14 protein-coding genes are annotated in these 19,002 nt (G+C 61.2%); 11 read left to right on the top strand and 3 right to left on the bottom strand.

The annotated features are described in order from the left end of the window. Positions 1 to 72 precede the first annotated feature (72 nt). The 7 genes from murJ to E2F43_RS12195 all read left to right on the top strand — a co-directional run bounded on the left by murJ (position 73) and on the right by E2F43_RS12195 (position 8,364). A complete protein-coding gene (gene murJ, locus E2F43_RS12225) occupies positions 73 to 1,593 on the top strand; it encodes a murein biosynthesis integral membrane protein MurJ (protein ID WP_238946953.1) in 1,521 nt (506 codons plus the stop codon). Between the two features lie 91 nt (positions 1,594 to 1,684). Further along, positions 1,685 to 2,623, top strand: a complete 939-nt coding sequence (gene ribF, locus E2F43_RS12220) for a bifunctional riboflavin kinase/FAD synthetase (protein ID WP_133213111.1) — start codon at positions 1,685 to 1,687, stop codon at positions 2,621 to 2,623. Positions 2,624 to 2,631: 8 nt separating this feature from the next. Then, on the top strand, positions 2,632 to 5,436 hold the full coding sequence (ileS, locus tag E2F43_RS12215) for an isoleucine--tRNA ligase (protein ID WP_133213109.1): 2,805 nt from the start codon (positions 2,632 to 2,634) through the stop codon (positions 5,434 to 5,436). Beyond that, positions 5,414 to 5,950 carry a signal peptidase II gene (gene lspA / locus E2F43_RS12210; protein ID WP_238946895.1) on the top strand — a complete coding sequence of 179 codons (537 nt, stop codon included), beginning with the start codon at positions 5,414 to 5,416 and terminating at the stop codon, positions 5,948 to 5,950. Before ileS ends, lspA begins: the two co-directional genes overlap by 23 nt. Next, positions 5,951 to 6,406, top strand: a complete 456-nt coding sequence (locus E2F43_RS12205) for an FKBP-type peptidyl-prolyl cis-trans isomerase (RefSeq protein ID WP_133213105.1) — start codon at positions 5,951 to 5,953, stop codon at positions 6,404 to 6,406. It begins immediately after the preceding gene. A gap of 317 nt (positions 6,407 to 6,723) precedes the next feature. Next, on the top strand, positions 6,724 to 7,674 hold the full coding sequence (gene ispH / locus E2F43_RS12200; protein ID WP_133213103.1) for a 4-hydroxy-3-methylbut-2-enyl diphosphate reductase: 951 nt from the start codon (positions 6,724 to 6,726) through the stop codon (positions 7,672 to 7,674). 108 nt (positions 7,675 to 7,782) lie between these two features. Continuing rightward, positions 7,783 to 8,364, top strand: coding sequence for a GspH/FimT family pseudopilin (locus E2F43_RS12195; RefSeq protein ID WP_133213101.1), 582 nt, complete (start codon positions 7,783 to 7,785; stop codon positions 8,362 to 8,364). Between the two features lies 1 nt (position 8,365). Here the strand turns inward: E2F43_RS12195 and E2F43_RS12190 are convergent, their stop codons facing one another. Together E2F43_RS12190 and E2F43_RS12185 are read right to left on the bottom strand one after the other, a co-directional pair. Next, a complete protein-coding gene (locus tag E2F43_RS12190) occupies positions 8,366 to 9,745 on the bottom strand; it encodes a sigma-54-dependent transcriptional regulator (RefSeq protein ID WP_133213099.1) in 1,380 nt (459 codons plus the stop codon). Beyond that, entirely contained in the window at positions 9,746 to 11,344 is a 1,599-nt protein-coding gene (locus E2F43_RS12185) for a sensor histidine kinase (protein ID WP_238946894.1), read from the bottom strand. A gap of 153 nt (positions 11,345 to 11,497) precedes the next feature. Here E2F43_RS12185 and E2F43_RS12180 point away from each other — a divergent pair, with 153 nt between their 5' ends. After that, positions 11,498 to 13,129 (top strand): NAD+ synthase, encoded by a 1,632-nt coding sequence (locus E2F43_RS12180; protein WP_133213097.1) that lies wholly within the window; start codon positions 11,498 to 11,500, stop codon positions 13,127 to 13,129. 350 nt (positions 13,130 to 13,479) lie between these two features. On the opposite strand, the gene E2F43_RS12175 is transcribed toward E2F43_RS12180, so the two are convergent. After that, positions 13,480 to 14,349: an outer membrane protein assembly factor BamD gene (locus tag E2F43_RS12175; protein WP_133213095.1), complete on the bottom strand. Its 870-nt coding sequence runs from the start codon at positions 14,347 to 14,349 to the stop codon at positions 13,480 to 13,482. A gap of 103 nt (positions 14,350 to 14,452) precedes the next feature. On the opposite strand from E2F43_RS12175, the gene rluD reads away from it, so the two are divergent. The 3 genes from rluD to clpB all read left to right on the top strand — a co-directional run bounded on the left by rluD (position 14,453) and on the right by clpB (position 18,949). Then, positions 14,453 to 15,433 carry a 23S rRNA pseudouridine(1911/1915/1917) synthase RluD gene (gene rluD / locus E2F43_RS12170; protein WP_133213093.1) on the top strand — a complete coding sequence of 327 codons (981 nt, stop codon included), beginning with the start codon at positions 14,453 to 14,455 and terminating at the stop codon, positions 15,431 to 15,433. Beyond that, positions 15,414 to 16,145 (top strand): peptidoglycan editing factor PgeF, encoded by a 732-nt coding sequence (gene pgeF, locus E2F43_RS12165; protein WP_133213091.1) that lies wholly within the window; start codon positions 15,414 to 15,416, stop codon positions 16,143 to 16,145. Before rluD ends, pgeF begins: the two co-directional genes overlap by 20 nt. A gap of 233 nt (positions 16,146 to 16,378) precedes the next feature. After that, positions 16,379 to 18,949 (top strand): ATP-dependent chaperone ClpB, encoded by a 2,571-nt coding sequence (clpB, locus tag E2F43_RS12160; protein WP_133213089.1) that lies wholly within the window; start codon positions 16,379 to 16,381, stop codon positions 18,947 to 18,949. Positions 18,950 to 19,002: the final 53 nt, after the last annotated feature.

The raw sequence follows: 19,002 nt of genomic DNA, 5'->3' as shown, positions 1-19,002 counted from the left end.
GCTGACCACGTGACCGATACCGCGGAGACTCCCAGAGCCGGCCTGTTGCGTTCCAGTGCACTGGTCGGCAGCATGACCATGATTTCCCGAGTGCTGGGGCTGCTGCGGGATGTGGTGATAGCCGCCTTTGTCGGTGCCAGCGCCAACGCCGACGCCTTCTTCGTGGCGTTCAAGATTCCCAATTTCCTGCGCCGGCTGTTCGCCGAGGGCGCCTTTTCCCAGGCCTTCGTGCCCGTGTTGGCGGATTACAAGGAGGCGGGGGCCCAGGAGGCGGTCAGGGCTTTGGTGGCCCGGGTGGCGGGGGTGCTGGGGGGTACCCTGCTGGTGCTCACCCTGGTCACGGTGGCGGCCTCACCGCTGGTGGCTGCCCTGTTCGCGCCCGGGTTTGTCAGCCAGCCGGAGAAGTTTCAGCTCACCGCCGAAATGATCCGCATCACCTTCCCCTATCTGCTGCTGATATCGATGACCGGTTTTTGCGGCGCCATCCTCAATAGTTACGGCCGCTTTGCCGTCCCCGCGTTTACCCCTGTATTTCTCAATCTGTCGCTCATCTTTGCCGCCACCGTCGCCTCGCCGTGGTTCGAAGAGCCGGTTTTCGCCCTGGCCTGGGGCGTGTTCTTCGCCGGTGTGATCCAGCTGTTGTTCCAGTTGCCGTCGCTTTATCGCCTAGATCTGGTGCCGAGGCCGGTGTTTGATATCCGCCATGAGGGGGTTCGGCGGATACTCAAGTTGATGGTGCCGGCCCTGTTCGGGGTGTCGGTGAGCCAGATCAACCTGTTGCTGGACACGGTGCTGGCCTCATTTCTGCCCACCGGCAGCGTATCCTGGCTGTATTATTCCGACCGCCTGGCGGAATTGCCCCTGGGGGTGTTCGGTATTGCGATCGCCACCGTTATCCTGCCCAACCTGTCGGCCCATCGCGCCGCCGCCCGCGAGGAGCAATTTGCCTCAACCCTCGATTGGGCCATGCGTTCGGTACTGTTGATCGGGGTGCCGGCGGCTATCGCGCTTATCCTGCTGGCAGAGCCCATTCTCATTACCCTGTTCCAGTATGGCGAGTTGACTGCCGTGGATGTGGAAATGGCGGCGCTGAGCCTGCGCGCCTACAGCCTGGGGCTGGTGGCATTCATGCTGATAAAAATCCTGGCCCCCGGTTATTACGCCCGGCAGGATACGGCGACGCCGGTAAAAATTGGCATTATCGCCATGGCGGCCAATATGTTGATGAACCTGGTGCTGGTACTGCCGCTGCTGTGGTACTTCAATATTGGCCACCTGGGCCTGGCACTGGCGACCAGTCTCTCTGCCTGGCTGAATGCGGGCCTGTTGTTGCGGGGCCTGCTGCGACAGGGCGTCTTCAGCTGGCAAGCTGGCTGGGGCGCTTACGGGGCCCGGCTGCTGGCCAGCACGGTTGCGATGGCGCTGATCGTCCTGCTGCTGGATCGCGATGTCGCTGTCTGGCTGGAGTGGGGCTGGCAGCGGCGCGGCCTGGAAATTCTGCAGGTTTGTGGGGCGGGCATCGTCGCCTACCTGCTGACCCAGTGGCTTGCTGGCACCCGGATGCGGCACTTGCGTGCGCCCGGCGCGGTGTGATCGCGGGCAAACCTTGCAAATTGCACGTTTCGGCCACTGCGCGCATTCGCTATAATCCGTCGTTTGATTCGATCGGGCACCCATTCATCCCATGGAGTTGATACGTGGCCTGCATAATTTGCGGCCCAGACACCGCGGCTGCGTAGCCACTATCGGGGCCTTTGACGGCGTGCATCTGGGGCACCAGGCGGTGATCCGCCACCTGAGAGCCAAGGCGGCCGAGTTGAATCTCCCCAGCACGGTTATCGTTTTCGAGCCGCTGCCCAGGGAGTATTTTTCTCCCGTCAAGGCGCCGGCCAGGATCATGAGCTTTCGGGAAAAATTTCGGGCCATGGAACAGCTGGGGGTTGATCGGCTGCTGCGTATCCGGTTCAACGAGACGCTGCAGGAAATGTCCGCAGAGCGCTTCGTCGAGGATGTGTTCGTAGCCGGACTGGGCGTGCGCTACATCGTGCTGGGGGATGATTTCCGGTTTGGCAACGATCGCCAGGGCGATGTCCGCTTTATCCAGCAGCGCGGTCAGTTGTATGGGTATGAAGCCGGACCCACGCCCACCAAGGAGTGGCAGGGTGAACGGGTGAGCAGTACCCGTATCCGGGAAGCGCTGGAGGCTGCCGATTTCGACCGGGCACAGCAAATGCTGGGCCGGCCCTACAGCATTTCCGGCAAGGTGATCTACGGCAGACAGCTTGGCCAGACCATTGGGACGCCCACCGCCAATCTCCAGTTGCGTCGCTTGCGCGCGCCACTGGCGGGTGTTTACGCGGTAGAAGTCAGCGGCGGTGGCCTGCACAGGGCGCTGGGGGTGGCAAATGTCGGTGTCCGGCCCACCGTGGATGACAGTATCAAGGCCAATCTTGAAGTCCATCTGCTGGATCGCGATATAGGGCTTTACGGCCAGCACATCGAAGTTTGCTTCCGGCACAAATTGCGGGACGAAAGGAAGTTCGACTCGGTCGATGAACTGAAGTCGAACATTGCACGTGACATTGAAAATACACGAGCCTGGTTTGCACAGCGACGGGCATAACGAGCGATATGAGCGACTACAAAGACACTTTAAACCTGCCCCAGACGGCCTTCCCGATGAAGGCCAACCTTTCCCAGCGAGAGCCGCAACGGTTAAAGCAGTGGCAGGACATGGACCTGTACGGCAAGATTCGCGCCGCCGGCGCCGGCAAGCCCAAATTCATTCTCCACGATGGTCCTCCCTACGCCAATGGCGACCTGCACGTGGGACACGCGGTCAACAAGATCCTCAAGGACATTATCGTCAAGGCACGCACGCTGGATGGCTTTGACGCGCCCTATGTACCGGGCTGGGATTGTCACGGCCTGCCCATCGAACTGAATGTCGAGAAAAAAGTCGGCAAGCCGGGGGTGAAGGTCAGCGCTGCCGAGTTCCGCCAGAAGTGTCGCGAATACGCCGCTCGCCAGGTGGACGGCCAGCGCGAGGATTTCATGCGCATGGGCGTGCTCGGGGACTGGTTTGACCCCTACCTGACCATGAACTTCCGCTTCGAGGCAAATATCGTGCGGACCCTGGGGCGAATCGTCGACAATGGCCATCTGCACAAGGGATTCAAGCCGGTACACTGGTGCACCGACTGCGGGTCCGCGCTGGCGGAAGCGGAAGTGGAGTACAAGGACAAGCACTCGCCCGCCATCGACGTGGCCTACACCGCCGTCGACCCCGCTGTGATCAGGGCCGCCTGCGACAGTGACTACAGCGGTGAAATAGCCATTCCCATCTGGACGACGACTCCCTGGACCCTGCCGGCAAGCATGGCTGTCAGCCTGCATTCGCAGCTGGAGTATGTGCTGATCGAAGCTGACGGGCGAGCGCTCCTGGTTGCCGAGGAACTGGCCGGGACCTGTGCCACTCGCTATGGCTTGCCGCAATTGACCATACTTGGCCGCTGCCGGGGTGCGGCGCTGGAAGGCCTGTTACTCCAGCACCCTTTCCTCGATCGCCAGGTGCCGGTAGTCCTGGGTGAGCATGTCACGACCGAGGCTGGCACCGGCGCGGTTCACACCGCCCCGGCCCACGGCCAGGATGACTTTGTGATGGGCGAAAAGTATGCCCTTGAGGTCTATAACCCGGTGGGCGGTAACGGTGTGTACCTGCCGGACACCGAGTTTTTTGCCGGCCAGCACGTCATGAAGGCCAATCCGGCCATTATCGACCTGCTGCGGGAAAAGGGCGTATTGCTCCATGATGAGCAGTACGAGCATTCCTACCCGCACTGCTGGCGTCACAAGACCCCCATTATTTTCCGCGCCACGCCCCAGTGGTTTGTCAGCATGCAGCAGAACGGCCTGCTGCCCGCGGCCAAGGCGGCGGTGGAGCAGGTGCAGTGGTTACCGGACTGGGGTAAGGCCAGGATTGATGCCATGCTCGACAACCGCCCCGACTGGTGTATCTCACGACAGCGAACCTGGGGTTCACCCATCACCCTGTTCGTTCACCGCGAAAGCGGGGCGCTGCACCCGCGCACGAGGGAGCTGATCGAGGCGGTGGCGCTGCGTATCGAGGAGGCCGGTATCGATGCCTGGTTCGATCTGGACCCCGCAGAGCTGCTGGGCGAGGAGGCGGACCAGTACGAGAAAATTACCGATACCCTGGATGTGTGGTTTGACTCCGGCGTCACCCACGCCTGTGTGTTGCGCCAGCGGACGGGCCTGCAGTCGCCGGCGGATCTGTACCTTGAAGGTTCGGACCAGCACCGGGGCTGGTTCCAGTCCTCGCTGTTGACGGGTATCGGCGCCTACGACGAAGCGCCCTACAAAACCGTGCTGACTCACGGCTTCACCGTCGACGGGGAAGGGCGCAAGATGTCCAAGTCACTGGGTAACATCATCCCGGCGAAAAAAGCGATGAATGACCTTGGCGCCGACATCCTGCGCCTGTGGGTGGCGGCGGCTGATTTTCGCGGCGAGATAGCCGTCTCCGACGAGATATTCAAGCGCACCGGTGATTCCTACCGCCGTATTCGCAATACCGCCCGTTTCCTGCTTTCGAACCTGAACGGCTTCGACCCGGCGCAGGATGCCCTGGCATTTGAGGACATGCTGTCACTGGACCGCTGGGTGGTGGATCGCGCCGCCAGCCTGCAGGCGGAACTGGCTGCGGATTACGCCAGCTACCAGTTCCACCTGATCTACCAGAAACTCCACAACTTTTGTGCCGGCGATCTGGGCGGTTTCTACCTGGACGTGATCAAGGACCGCCAGTACACCACCAAGGCGGACTCGGTCGCTCGCCGCAGCGCCCAGACCGCCATGTATCACATCGGCGAGGCGCTGGTGCGCTGGATTGCGCCCATCCTCAGCTACACTGCCGAGGAAATCTGGGAGAACCTGCCCGGTGAGCGAGGTGAATCCGTATTTCTCGAACAGTGGTACACCGGCCTGCAGTTTATTGCCGACGATGACCCGATGGGGCGTGGCTACTGGCAGCAGCTGATGGGGGTCCGCGCGGCGGTCAACAAGGAAATGGAAGTGCAGCGCAGCGAGAGTGGCCTGCGCGGTTCCCTCGACGCCACGGTGACCCTGTACGCCTCCGGTGAGTTGGCCGAGATGCTGGCGGCGTTGGGCGATGAATTGCGCTTCGTGCTGATCACTTCCGGCGCCACCATTGCCCCGCTGGCGGACGCGGGGGATGCTGCCGCGGTCACCGACATCGATGGTCTCAAGGTCCAGGTTGCCGCTGCCAGCGCAGCGAAGTGCGAGCGCTGCTGGCACCGCCGGGAGGATGTGGGCCAGTTCGAGGCACATCCCACGCTGTGCGGCCGTTGTGTGGAAAATGTGGACGGTGCAGGTGAGCGACGCCGTTTTGCGTAACGGTGTTGGTGCCTGGCCGTGGTTCCTGCTGGCCGGCCTGGTGGTGTTGCTGGACCAGTACACCAAGGGTCTGGCCAGTAGCGAGCTGGCATACGCAAGGCCGCTGGAGGTGTTCTCCTGGTTCAACCTGACCCTGCAGCACAATACCGGCGCGGCGTTCAGTTTTCTCAGCGATGCCGGCGGCTGGCAGCGTTGGTTTTTCACGGCTATCGCCGTAGTGATCAGCGTCGGGCTGGTTGTGTGGCTGGCAGTGGCCGAGCGTGGCCAATGGCTCCTGGGCCTGAGTCTTGCCCTGATTCTCGGCGGCGCCATTGGCAATTTGTGGGATCGGGTTGTTCTCGGTTATGTAGTGGATTTTATTTCGGTACACTACCGGGGGTGGTACTTTCCCGCCTTTAATATCGCCGACTCTGCGATTACCGTGGGGGCAGGGTGTATGTTGTTGGACAGTTTTTTATCTTCCCGTCATAGCCACCCGGACGCTAATGACCCGAAACCCGAGCAGGCCGATTGAATGAGCAGTATCGACGTTCCCGTGAGTGAAGGCACCCGTGTCTACCTCAATTTTTCTGTCAGCCTTGAGGATGGTTCCGAGGTTGACAGCAACTTCGGCGGTGACCCGGTGGATTTTGCCATTGGCGACGGTTCTTTGCTGCCCGGGTTTGAACGCTGTATCTTTGGCATGAGCGCCGGCGAGCGGCACATGTTCAAGGTACCGCCGGAGGACGCCTTCGGCCAGCCCAATGAAAACAATGTACAGCAGCTGCCACGCGACCAGTTCGACGATGATATCGATCTGGAGATCGGTCTGGTCTTTTCGTTTGCCGACGCCGGCGGCGGCGAACTGCCGGGGATGATCATCTCTTTTGACGACCAAGAGGTGACCGTCGATTTCAATCACCCGCTGGCCGGTCGGACGATTCTGTTTGATGTGATGATTCACCGGGTGGAACCGGCGGAGCTGCACTAGGGCCTGTGCACACCAACTGAGTTGGCCCTGTTGTGGCAGGAAAAGCGCCAATCGAGTGGTGCGGCAAACCGACGGGAGGAGAGAAGTTTGGTTATTCCAAATGAACAAGGGTCCGCCCCGCGAGCGAAGCGAGTGCTTTGGGCGCGAGTAACGAAGAGTGGCGCTTTTTCTGCCGCAACCCAAAGGGCTGTCACTGGTTTTGCGGCCTGCGGCGTTAGAAATAGCTTATGTGGAGTTACCACACAGCACAAATTCTGCCTTGCAGGCCACAAAACCAGTCGCAGCAGGGGCAGCTCAGTTGGTGTGAACAGGCCCTGATGGACATCCAGCTTGCCAATCCCAGGGGCTTCTGTGCCGGGGTCGACCGGGCGATTGATATCGTCAATCGCGCCCTGGAAGTATTCGGCTCTCCCATTTACGTGCGTCACGAGGTGGTGCACAACAAGTTTGTGGTGGAGGACCTGCGTGCGCGCGGCGCTATCTTTGTCGACGAGCTGGAAGAGGTGCCCGACGACTGCATTGTGATATTCAGTGCCCACGGTGTATCTCAGGCGGTGCGCCAGGAGGCGGACCGGCGCAAGCTCAAGGTCTTCGATGCCACCTGCCCGCTGGTAACCAAGGTTCACATGGAGGTTGCCAAATTCAGCGCCGAGGGCAGGGAGTGTGTTTTGATCGGCCATGCCGGGCACCCGGAAGTGGAAGGCACCATGGGGCAGTACGATCACTCTGCCGGCGGTGAGATCTACCTGGTGGAAGACGAGTCCCAGGCTGCCAGTCTCGAGGTGGCGCATCCGGACAAGCTGTCCTACGTGACCCAGACCACACTCTCAATGGATGACACCGCGCTGGTGATCGACGCCCTGCGGGCCCGCTTTCCGCAGATCGAGGGACCGCGCAAGGATGATATCTGTTACGCCACCCAGAACCGCCAGGACGCGGTAAAGCAGCTCGCCTCGAAGTGCGACCTGATGCTGGTAGTGGGATCACCGAATTCATCCAATTCCAATCGCCTGCGCGAGCTGGCCGAACGCATGGGCGCCGAGGCGCACCTGCTGGATGGCGCCGCGGACATCGATCCGGCCTGGGTCGAGGGCAAGCAACGCATCGGTGTCACCGCCGGTGCCTCTGCACCCGAGGTACTGGTGCAGGAGGTCATCGAAGGCTTGCGCCAGCTGGGAGCCGAGGCCCCGGTGGAGACGGCCGGTCGTCCCGAGAACGTGACCTTTTCCCTGCCCCGGGAATTGCGGGTGCCGGTGAAAAACCTCTAGGTCTCCATTCCCGCGTTCGTCTTCAAAGTCGGCTAAAACTCATCTTTCAGCGCCATTGGCTGGCGAATTTCCCTGCGGAGCTTACCCTCAAATCCGGAGGGCGTTTCCATGGACGGAAATTGGGCGAAGGGCTATCGCAGGGGCTTTACCCTGGTCGAGTTGATGGTGGTGCTGGCGGTGCTGGGCCTGCTGCTGGGTTTGGGTGTGCCGGGGTTCCAGCATTTGCAGGAATCTACCCGCATCCAGGCACAGGTCCGCCAGCTGATGGCGGACATTATTCTGACCCGCAGTGAGGCAATCAAGCGGAATGTCCAGGTGGTGATGTGTCCCTCTGCCAGTAACCCGGGGACCAAACCCGAATGCTCCGGCATTTTCGCCGAAGGCTGGTTGATTTTCGAGGATCGGGATCGGGATCGGCGTCTCGACAGCGGCGAGGAAGTTATCAGGACTGCCGACGGACTGCCGGATGGACTGACCCTGACCAACCGGGCTGCCAACCGTCATGCCAAGGAGTTGATATTGTTTCGGCCGGACGGCACTTCCGGCCGCAATCGAACCCTGATGATCTGTTCCCGTGCACGGCCGGATATCCCGTCGTGGAGTGTCGTCATGAACATTATCGGCCGGCCTCGAATGGCCAGGGACTGGGGCGAATGCCCCACGACGCCGGTGCCCAGTCAGGCCGGATGATTCACTCGTCCAGCCCCAGTTTTTTCAGCCGGTAGCGCAGGCTCCTGAAGCTGATGCCGAGCAACCTGGCTGTCGCGGTCTTGTTCCAGCGCGATTCTTCCAGTGCCTTGCTCAAAATCTGCTTTTCAATTTCCTCCAGATAGCCCTCGAGGTCGCCGTAGGCTTCTTCCACTGACCAGGTCTGGGTGCCCTCCCTGTCTGACTTGCGGGTTCGCGTTTGCGGACTGCGCGGCGTCATTTGCGAGAACTGCAGATCGTCGGCGGTGATGGTGTCGCCGTCCAACAGGGCCAGTGACCGTTCCAGGATATTCTCCAGCTCGCGCACGTTGCCGGGAAAGGTGTAGTTTGCCAGCGCCCTGAGCGCGGTGTCGTCCAGCTTCACGCCACCTTCACCGTGCTCTCGGGCAATCCGCTCAGTGATGGCCGCTGCCAGCAGGGGCAGGTCCTCTGACCGTTCCCGCAGGCTGGGTACCTTGACGTCGATCACATTGATCCGGTAGTACAGGTCGTTGCGGAACCGCCCGGCGTCAACTTCTGCTGCAAGGTCCTTGTGGGTGGCGCTCAACAGGCGCACATCGGTCGGGATTTCGGCACTCCCTCCAACCGGGCGCACCGCTTTTTCCTGAATCGCGCGCAGTAGTTTCACCTGCATTGCCAGAGGCAGATCGGCCACTTCGTCCAGGAACAAAGTGCCCCCTGCGGCGGCCTGGAACAAGCCCGGCTTATCGGCGGCGGCGCCGGTGAAGCTGCCCTTCACGTGACCGAACAGTTCGCTTTCCATCAGGTCGGGAGGGATGGCGCCACAGTTCACGGCGATGAAGTTACCTCTGGACCTTGGCCCGTTGTTGTGGATCAGTCGCGCCACTACTTCCTTGCCGCTGCCTGACTCACCGCGAATATGTACCGGCGCCTGGCTGCGGGCGAGCTTGGTTATCTGTTTGCGCAACAGTTGGATAGAAGGGGCGTTACCGATCAGGTCCTGGCCAACGGCTTGGCTCAGGGTAGCGGTATCCCCTCCCAGTTGCAGGGCGCTGCTGACCAGCGTACGCAGGGTCTCCAGCTCTATGGGCTTGCTGATGAAATCGAAGGCTCCCGCTTTCAGTGCGGTGATGGCCGTTTCCACACTGCCATGGGCGGTGATCATGGCCACCGGGATGTGGGCATGGTCCTGCTGGATAAACTCCACCAGGCTGATGCCATTGCCATCGGGCAGCTTCATGTCGGTCAGGCACAGGTCGGGAGAAACCTCGGTTACCAGCTCGCGTGCTTCACCGAGGGTTGCTGCGCTGAAGGTGTCCAGCCCCATTCGGCTGAGGGTGATGTCCAGCAGTTCCCGGATATCTGGCTCGTCGTCGACAATCAGTACGCGCTGTGCGGTCATTTACAGGGCTCGCTGGGTAACGGAAATTCGGAAACAGCTCTCACCCTTGTCAGTCGGGCGGTAGCTGAGACTCGCGTTGTTGATTTCACACAATTCCTTGCACAGGTACAAGCCCATGCCGCTGCCCTGGGCCACCGTAGTGAAAAAGGGCTCGAACAGTTTTGGTTGATCCGCACGGGGTACGCCGGTGCCGTGGTCGATGATATCGATCAGCGCCTGGTGCGCGATAAAATCCAGCTCGACCTCAATGCGTGCGCTTTCCCGGCCGGTCGCCTTGCCACTGTGGCGCAGGGCGTTGTCCAGCAGGTTGGTCATCACCCGCTCAAGATTTTCCGGGTCGAACTCGATCAGCAGGTCCTGGTACTGGCAATCCACGGTAATATCGGCTGGCTGGCTCAGGCCCTGCAGGTAGTTCCGGACATGGTTCGTCAGCCAGTCCTGCAGTTTGATGTATTCCGGTTTGGGTGGTTCGCGCCGTGAAATCCGCATGACACTCTCGACGATCTGGTTGACCCGGCCGCAGTGGCTTTCGATGATTTCGGCCATGCGCTTGTCACTCGCGGCCAGCGTGTCCGACTCCTGCAGCAGTTGTGCCGCGTGGCTGATGGCGCCCAGCGGGTTGCGGATTTCATGGGCGATCGATGCGGTCAGTCGCCCCAGCGAGGTCAGTTTCAGCGACTGGGCGTACTGGGTGACCGGCGTATAATCCTCGACAAAAATCAGGGCGTCGCGGGCGCTGCTGGGTTGCAGTTCGCGGAAGCGCGCTATGACCGGGGGCGCATCTTCCGTCACCTTGAATGGCCTGGCCTTGTGCTGGCCGCTGTCCTTCCAGTGCTGGTACTGGTAGGCCAGCTCCGGGCAGTAATCTGCCAGTTGCCGGCCCTGTTCCATGATCACGGGACGCTCGGGTACCAGCAGGGTGGACGCGGATTTGTTCATGACCCGCACCATGCCCTCGCCATCCACCAGCAGAATGCCGGTATCCATATGCTGGACGATCTGTTCGTTGAGCCGTTGCAGGTCGTAGAGGTCACTGGCGCGATTGCGGGCAAGCTCCTCTGCCCGCCCCAGGCGCTGGGCGACGATTTGCACCATCAGCGAGACGACAAAAATCAGGGCGCCGAGCAGGCCTGCAGGGAACAGATCGGGGAATTCGCGCACACCGGCCCAGATCAGCCAGACGGTGTCTCCCAGCAGCGCCAGTGCGCTCAGTGCCGCTATCAGGGTAGCCAGGGTGCGGTTGGTCACCAGCACCGCACTGGCTGCCACCGTGATGATCAGTAGCACCGGCAGGCCACTGATGACGCCGCCACTGGCGTGGGACATGAGGATAATGCTGATAATGTCGAGCGTGAAAACAACCAGCATCATGCGCTGATTCAGCCGCTTAGACAGGAAACCCACAAGAGGCACGCTGGTGGCAAGATGCAGCAGCGCCACAGAGGCATACAGGGTGGGATGCAGTACGCCCACCAGCTGGCGGGTATTGGGACTGACCAGCATGATCAGCAGTACCAGTGACAGCAGGGAACGGTAGGCCACGTAAATGCGGAACAGGGCCTGGTTCTGCTGGCCGGTGGTGGCGGCGGGCCTGGTCAAGATCGCTGGACGGTTCACGCTGGCGCTTAGCCTGTTATCTCTTCCCCTGTGATCACTCTAGTGTATCAGGCATGGGACAAATCGGACTGGCTTAAAGTGCCGGTTTTACGGAAAATAGCGTCCCGGCAATTCCTTCCTTTGTTGAGCAGTGATATGGCAAGCCTGAATATTCTCATGGCCCAGATGAATACCCTCGTGGGGGACTTCGACGGCAATACCCAGCGCGTTCTGGACACCGTCGCCCGGGCGGTGACCCGCCATGAGAAAGCGGTGGTGGTATTCCCCGAACTCACGCTCAGCGGTTATCCGCCGGAAGACCTGTTACTGCGACCCAGCATCGCCCTGCGGGTGAGCCAGTCACTGGACAAGCTCTGCGCCGAATTGCCGCCTTCCGCCTGGGTGGTGCTGGGGTATCCGCGCCGGGACGGCAATGCCCTGTACAACGTGGCCGGGGTCATCCATGGCAATGAATTGGTCGCCGAATATCGCAAGCAGAGTCTGCCCAACTACCAGGTTTTTGATGAAAAGCGCTACTTCGCCCCGGGAACAGAACCCTGTGTGCTCGATATCGAGGGTGTGCAGGTTGGCCTCAGCATCTGCGAGGACATCTGGGAGATTGAGCCTACCGCCGATGCCGCTGAAGCGGGCGCCGAGCTACTCCTCAATCTCAACTCCTCTCCCTATCATCGCGGCAAGCGCGATGAACGCTGGAAGCTGGTGGCCGAGCGTGCCCGCCAGGCGGCGTTTCCCATTGTTTATGTGAACCAGGTCGGCGGCCAGGACGAACTGGTATTCGACGGTGGTTCTTTCGCCGTTACCGCTGAGGGCGAGGTCGTCGCCGCCGCACCCGGTTTCGAGGAAGGTGAGTACTGGCTGGACTACGACGGCGACAGGGAGAACCAGCCATTCAGCGGGCTCGCGCTCAGTGAGCCGCCGGACGAAATAGAGGCCACCTGGAAGGCCCTGGTGCTGGGGGTTCGCGACTATGTCAACAAAAACCGCTTCAAGGGCGTGGTGCTGGGTCTTTCCGGTGGTGTGGATTCGGCGCTGACCCTGGCAGTGGCGGTGGATGCCCTGGGACCGGAGCGGGTGGAGGCGGTGATGATGCCGTTCCGCTACACCTCGCAAATGAGCGTGGAAGACGCCGCTGAGCAGTCTGATATCCTGGGTGTGAGTCACAAGGTGATCTCGATAGAGCCCCTCTACGAGGCCTTCATGGCCAGCCTGGCGGAAGAATTTGCCGGCACCAGCGTCGACACCACCGAGGAGAATCTTCAGGCCCGCTGTCGGGGGGTACTGTTGATGTCAATCTCCAACAAGAAGGGCTATCTGGTATTAACCACGGGTAACAAGAGCGAAATGGCCGTGGGGTACTCGACCCTTTACGGTGACATGGCGGGCGGTTTTGACGTACTCAAGGACTGCCCCAAAACCCTGGTGTTCGATTTGTGCCGCTACCGCAATACTCTCGGCCCCTGTATACCCCAGCGGGTGATCGATCGTCCCCCGTCGGCGGAACTGGCCCCCGACCAGAAAGACGAAGACAGCCTGCCGCCTTACGATGTGCTGGACCAGATCCTGGAAATGTACGTTGAGCAGGATATGTCGGCCGAGGCCATTATCGCCACGGGTATGGATCGCGAGGACGTGCAGCGGGTGTTGCGGCTGGTGGATTTGAACGAATACAAGCGCCGCCAGGCCCCCATTGGGGTGCGCATTACCCGCCGTGGCTTTGGGCGGGACCGGCGTTATCCGATTACTTCTGGATGGCGGATCGGGGAGTAGACCTTCGCAATACGCGCCCGGCCTGGGCGGCAGAGACTTCCTCACGAAGACCGCAAAAGCGCGCCATCCCTGGCTGCTTGGCTTCGCACCTCCATGTGCTCAGACATCTTCGTGAGGAAGTCTCTGCCCCCCAGTCCTTCATCGAGCTCGAACTAATCAGCGTATCGTGGGGATAGTACCGGCGCCTCAGTCTTGAAAAATTCGAGGTCTGCGGGGGAATTGTGCCTTACCGGGACGTCCGAGCACAGGACGTGCGAGGCCGAGCCTATACATGGATGTATGCTTTTTGGCGGTCACGGGAAGGCATAATTCCCCCGAAGACCGGTTAGCCAAAAGACCAAACGACAGAGTCAGAGCTTAGGCCGGGTATCAAACTGCGGCGGAGTAGGCGGGAAGAACAGGCCGAAGGTGGCCTTGTTGATCCAGTTGCGCTGCAGGCCATCCAGCGTATAGACACTCTTGAAGTTCCCGTTTTTGTCAATGTTCGGGTGGTTCGGGTAATTCAGTGCCAATACCTCGATCGTATCTTTTGCCAGGTCGTCCAGTCCGAGCAGGATATAGCCCTGGGCCATCACCGCCAGGCCATCGGCCACAGCGGGCGAGCGTTGAAAGTTTTCCACCACGTAGCGACCGCGATTGGTCGCCGCCATGTAGGCGCCGCGGCGGAAGTAGTAGTTGGCCACCAGGATCTCGTGGCGGGCCAGCAGATTGCGCAGGTGCACCATACGCGCCCGGGCATCGGGGGCATAGGGACTGGCGGGATAGCGCGACACCAACTGGTTGAATTCTGCAAAAGCCTCTTTCGCCTGGGTGACATCCCGCTCCGATTCGTCCGTGGGCAGGAAACGGGAAAAGATATCGTCATTACCGGTGTAAGCTGCCAGTCCCTTCATGTAGTAGGCGTAGTCCACATTGGGGTGGGCCGGATGCAGGCGGATAAAGCGGTCCGCGGCCTCAACCGCCGCTTCATGTTCGTAGCCGTTGTAGTGGGCGTAAATGATTTCCAGCTGCGCCTGCTCCGCATACTTGCCAAAGGGGTAACGGGACTCCAGCAGCTGCAGGCTGCGCACCGCCAGGTCCCAGTTACTGGACCGCAGGTAGCGCTGGGCCTCCTCGTAGATTTGTTGTTCGCCGGTATCTGCGGCGATGTCGGGCAATTCATCATTGCCGGCGCAGCCGACGATAGCGAGGCTGAACAGGAAAACCAGGATGTACTTCAAAATTATCTCACCAGTGTTGACCAGCCCGGCGTGCTAACATGCACACCAGCGTTTGAGGCGGGTATTTAACCACAGCCGGCAGGGCGCATAAACAGGAAAAATAATGACCGAACGGATACAACTGCAGGCCACCGTGCCTCCAGAGCTGGATAACGACCGCCTTGATCAGGTGGCGGCCCGGCTGTTCCCGGATTACTCCCGCTCCCGATTGCAGGGCTGGATCAAAAAGGGCGACCTGTTGGTGGATGGCAAGCAGTTGCGCCCAAGGGACAAGGTGCACGGGGGCGCCGAACTCAGCATCGATACCGAGCCCGAACAGGCGGTCGGCTGGCAGCCCCAGGATATTGACCTGGATATTTTGTATGAGGACGAGCACATCCTGGTGCTCAACAAGCCCGCGGGGCTGGTCGTGCATCCAGCCGCCGGGCACGCCGATGGGACCCTGGTTAACGCCCTGTTGGCCCATGCCCCGGAAATGGCCCAGCTACCCCGGGGCGGCATTGTCCACAGGCTGGATATGGAGACCTCGGGCATCATGGTGGCGGCCAAGAGCCTGCTGGCTCACCAGGACCTGGTCGCCCAGCTGCAGGAGCGCACCGTCAAACGCGAGTATGTGGCGGTGTGCATCGGGGTGATGACCGGCGGGGGGACGGTGGACGAGCCCATTGGTCGCCACCCCAAGCAGCGCAAGAAGATGGCAGTGCTGGCGGTGGGCGGCAAGCCGGCCATTACCCACTACCGGGTGACCCGGCGCTTTGGTCACCACACCCAGGTTGCGGTGAACCTGGAAACCGGACGCACCCACCAGATACGGGTGCATATGGCCCATAAACACTACCCCCTGGTTGGCGATCCCACCTATGGCGGCCGGCCGAAAATTCCCAAGGGGGCGTCCGATGAGTTGATCGCGGCGCTGCGCGGTTTCCCGCGCCAGGCGCTGCACGCCCGGGCCCTGGGGTTGTTTCATCCGGAATCCGGGGAGCCGGTGCATTTTGAATGCCCCCTGCCGGAGGACATGCAGGCGCTGCTGAGTGTACTCGAGCGCGAAGACCCCGTGATAAACAATGACGCCACCCTTTATTGAGCCGGGCTGGCACCTGCCGGGGGTGACGGCCCTGTCAACCACGCGCGTCGGCGGCGTCAGTGCCGCGCCTTTTGCCAGTTTTAATCTCGGACACCATGTCGATGACGAACCAGGGGCGGTGACTGTCAATCGCAACCGCCTGCTGTCAGCATTGCCCGCCGATACGCAAATCCAGTGGTTGCAACAGGTTCACGGCAGCAATGCGGTCAGGGCCGGGGAGAAGCTGTACCCGGAGGCCGACGCCTGCTGGAGCGACCAGCCCGGGATAGCCTGCGCGGTACTCACGGCGGATTGTCTGCCGGTGCTGCTCGCCTCGGAAGACGGCAAGGTGGTGGCCGCAGCCCACGCCGGCTGGCGTGGGCTGCTCGCCGGCGTGCTGGAGGCGACCGTAGCCGCCATGGATGTCGACCCCATGCGGCTGATGGCGTGGATGGGGCCTGCCATAGGCCCCGATGCTTTCGAAGTCGGGCCGGAAGTCAGGGCGGCCTTTATCGACTCTGCCCCGGTTGGCAGTGCCTTCGTCCCCGGTGCGCAACCGGGAAAATACCTGGCCAATATCTACCAACTCGCCCGCTATCGCCTCGCCCAGTCGGGGGTAAACCGCATCCAGGGCGGGAATCGTTGCAGCTACACCGAGTCGGACCAGTTTTTTTCCTACCGGCGGGACGGCAGGACCGGGCGCATGGCCTCGGTGATTGTGATCAATCCCTAACTGCCGTCATTTCCGCGCAGCATGGTGTCCAGCGTAGCCATTAGGTTGTTGGCGCTGCGAAAACCCATCATCCCCGCCTGCCCCAGGGCCCCCTCTCTTGCTTCGCAATTCACCTTGTGCGGGGGGATGACAGGACGTGGTCTTGAAATTCCAGGTTTTGGCCTTATATAACCCCCATCGAGTGAAATATGGCCAAACCGGAGCAGACTCTGGAAGGCGAGGAGACATTTACGATGAGAATGGACAAACTGACCAACCAGCTGCAATCCGCATTGGCTGACGCCCAGTCACTGGCGCTGGGCAAGGACCACAATTTTATCGAGCCGGTGCACCTGTTGGGTGCCCTGCTGGAACAACAGGGCGGATCCGCCCGTCCCCTGCTGCAAAAGGCCGGGGCGAACCTGAACACCCTGCGCGCCGAGGTACAGGGGGCAATTGACGCCCTGCCTACTGTCAGCGGCGCGGAGGGCGACGTGCATGTGTCCCAAAATCTGGGACGCATCCTCAATGTCACTGACAAGCTTGCCCAGCAAGGTGGGGATACCTACATCTCCAGCGAGTTGGTGCTGCTGGCCATGCTGGAGAGCAAGACCAGGGCTGGCGAACTGCTGAAACAGTGCGGCGTAACCCCCGCTTCTCTGAAAACCGCCATCGACGAGGTGCGCGGTGGCGAGGCGGTCAATAATCCCCAGGCGGAAGAATCCCGCCAGGCTCTGGAAAAATTCACTATCGACCTCACCGAGCGCGCCGAACAGGGCAAGCTGGATCCGGTGATCGGTCGTGACGACGAGATCCGCCGCACCATCCAGGTGCTGCAGCGCCGCACCAAGAACAATCCTGTGCTGATCGGTGAGCCGGGGGTGGGTAAAACCGCCATCATCGAGGGCCTGGCCCAGCGGGTGATCAACGGCGAGGTACCGGAAGGCCTCAAGGACAAGCGCATTCTGTCCCTGGACCTGGGTTCACTGCTGGCCGGTGCCAAATTCCGTGGCGAGTTCGAGGAGCGCCTGAAATCGGTGTTGAATGAGCTGTCCAAGGAAGAGGGCAGGGTCATCCTGTTTATCGACGAGCTGCATACCATGGTGGGCGCCGGCAAGGCCGAGGGTTCCATGGACGCGGGCAATATGCTCAAGCCCGCCCTGGCCCGCGGCGAACTGCACTGTGTGGGTGCCACCACCCTGGACGAGTATCGCCAGTATGTGGAGAAGGACGCGGCCCTGGAGCGTCGCTTCCAGAAAGTTTTGGTGGATGAGCCCAACGAGGAAGACACCATTGCCATTCTTCGTGGCCTGAAAGAGCGCTACGAGGTGCACCACGGCGTGGATATTACCGACAGTGCGATTATTGCCGCTGCCAAGTTATCCCAGCGCTATATCACTGATCGGCAGCTGCCGGACAAGGCCATCGACCTGGTGGATGAGGCGGCCAGCCGCATCCGCATGGAAATCGATTCCAAGCCCGAAGCCATGGACAAGCTGGAGCGCCGCCTGATACAGCTCAAGATCGAGCGCGAGGCGGTGAAGAAAGACGATTCCGCGAAAGAGCAGGTGAAACTGCTGGACCAGCAGATCGAGGAGGTGGAGCGCGAGTTCTCCGACCTGGAGGAAATCTGGAAGGCGGAGAAGGCGTCCCTGCAGGGCAGCGCCCAGGTCAAGAGTGAGCTGGAGCAGGTCAAACTGGAGATGGAAGCGGCCCGCCGCGCCGGGGACCTGACCCTGATGTCGGAACTGCAGTATGGCCGTCTGCCGGAGCTGGAGAAGCAGCTGGAAGAAGCCCAGGAGGCAGAAACCGCGGAGCGCACCTTGCTGCGCAACAAGGTTACCGAGGAAGAGGTGGCCGAGGTGGTAGCACGCTGGACCGGTATTCCCGTCTCCAAGATGCTGGAAGGTGATCGGGAAAAACTGCTGCGCATGGAAGATGCCCTGCACGCCAGGGTGGTCGGCCAGGACGAGGCGGTAGTGGCCGTATCCAACGCGGTACGCCGCTCGCGGGCGGGACTTTCCGATCCCAACCGACCCAACGGTTCCTTCCTGTTCCTGGGTCCCACCGGTGTGGGTAAGACCGAGCTGTGCAAGGCACTGGCGGAGTTTTTGTTCGATTCCGAGCAGGCCATGGTGCGCGTCGACATGTCCGAGTTCATGGAGAAGCACTCCGTGGCAAGGCTGATTGGTGCGCCTCCCGGCTACGTGGGCTACGAAGAGGGTGGTTACCTGACCGAGGCGGTGCGCCGTCGTCCCTACTCACTGCTGTTGCTGGACGAGGTTGAAAAGGCCCATCCTGACGTATTCAACATCCTCTTGCAGGTGCTGGAAGACGGCCGTCTGACCGATGGCCAGGGCCGCACCGTGGATTTCCGCAATACGGTGATCGTCATGACCTCCAACCTGGGCTCACACCTGATTCAGGAGATGGCCGGCGAGGAGAACTACGACAAGATGAAGGCCGCAGTGATGGAAGTGGTCGGTACCCACTTCCGCCCGGAGTTCATCAACCGTGTGGACGAGTCGGTGGTATTCCACCCGCTGCAGAAGAGCCAGATTCGCGGCATTGCCGATATCCAGCTGCGCGGCCTGCAGGCCCGCCTGGCGGAGCGCGAGCTGAGCCTGGAGCTGTCGGAGCCGTTCATGGAGCACCTCACCGAGGCAGGCTTCGACCCGGTCTACGGCGCAAGGCCGCTCAAGCGGGCGATCCAGCAGGAGCTGGAGAACCCCCTGGCCCAGCGTATTCTGGCTGGGGAATTCAAGCCTGGCCAGACCATCAAGGTCGATCTCAAGGACGACGCGGCAGTGTTTACTGCCGCGTGATTCCGACGGGATAGCCTGGTGTAAAGCCGGAACGCTCCGGCAAGCCTCAAAAA

The sequence above is a fragment of the Seongchinamella unica genome (assembly GCF_004354085.1).
GTDB classification, from domain to species: Bacteria; Pseudomonadota; Gammaproteobacteria; order Pseudomonadales; family Halieaceae; genus Halioglobus; species Halioglobus unicus.
Note: the sequence above shows the minus strand (reverse complement) of the source record. Positions and strands in the feature narration are given on the sequence as shown.

What these genes read in the sequence shown, in the direction of transcription:
- ileS (WP_133213109.1), top strand. Translation starts at nt 2,632, where the DNA reads ATGAGCGACTACAAAGACACTTTAAACCTGCCCCAGACGGCCTTCCCG.
- ribF (WP_133213111.1), top strand. Translation starts at nt 1,685, where the DNA reads ATGGAGTTGATACGTGGCCTGCATAATTTGCGGCCCAGACACCGCGGC.
- rluD (WP_133213093.1), top strand. Translation starts at nt 14,453, where the DNA reads ATGACCGAACGGATACAACTGCAGGCCACCGTGCCTCCAGAGCTGGAT.
- E2F43_RS12190 (WP_133213099.1), bottom strand. Translation starts at nt 9,745, where the DNA reads ATGACCGCACAGCGCGTACTGATTGTCGACGACGAGCCAGATATCCGG.
- E2F43_RS12195 (WP_133213101.1), top strand. Translation starts at nt 7,783, where the DNA reads ATGGACGGAAATTGGGCGAAGGGCTATCGCAGGGGCTTTACCCTGGTC.
- E2F43_RS12180 (WP_133213097.1), top strand. Translation starts at nt 11,498, where the DNA reads ATGGCAAGCCTGAATATTCTCATGGCCCAGATGAATACCCTCGTGGGG.
- murJ (WP_238946953.1), top strand. Translation starts at nt 73, where the DNA reads ATGACCATGATTTCCCGAGTGCTGGGGCTGCTGCGGGATGTGGTGATA.
- pgeF (WP_133213091.1), top strand. Translation starts at nt 15,414, where the DNA reads ATGACGCCACCCTTTATTGAGCCGGGCTGGCACCTGCCGGGGGTGACG.
- E2F43_RS12205 (WP_133213105.1), top strand. Translation starts at nt 5,951, where the DNA reads ATGAGCAGTATCGACGTTCCCGTGAGTGAAGGCACCCGTGTCTACCTC.
- clpB (WP_133213089.1), top strand. Translation starts at nt 16,379, where the DNA reads ATGAGAATGGACAAACTGACCAACCAGCTGCAATCCGCATTGGCTGAC.
- ispH (WP_133213103.1), top strand. Translation starts at nt 6,724, where the DNA reads ATGGACATCCAGCTTGCCAATCCCAGGGGCTTCTGTGCCGGGGTCGAC.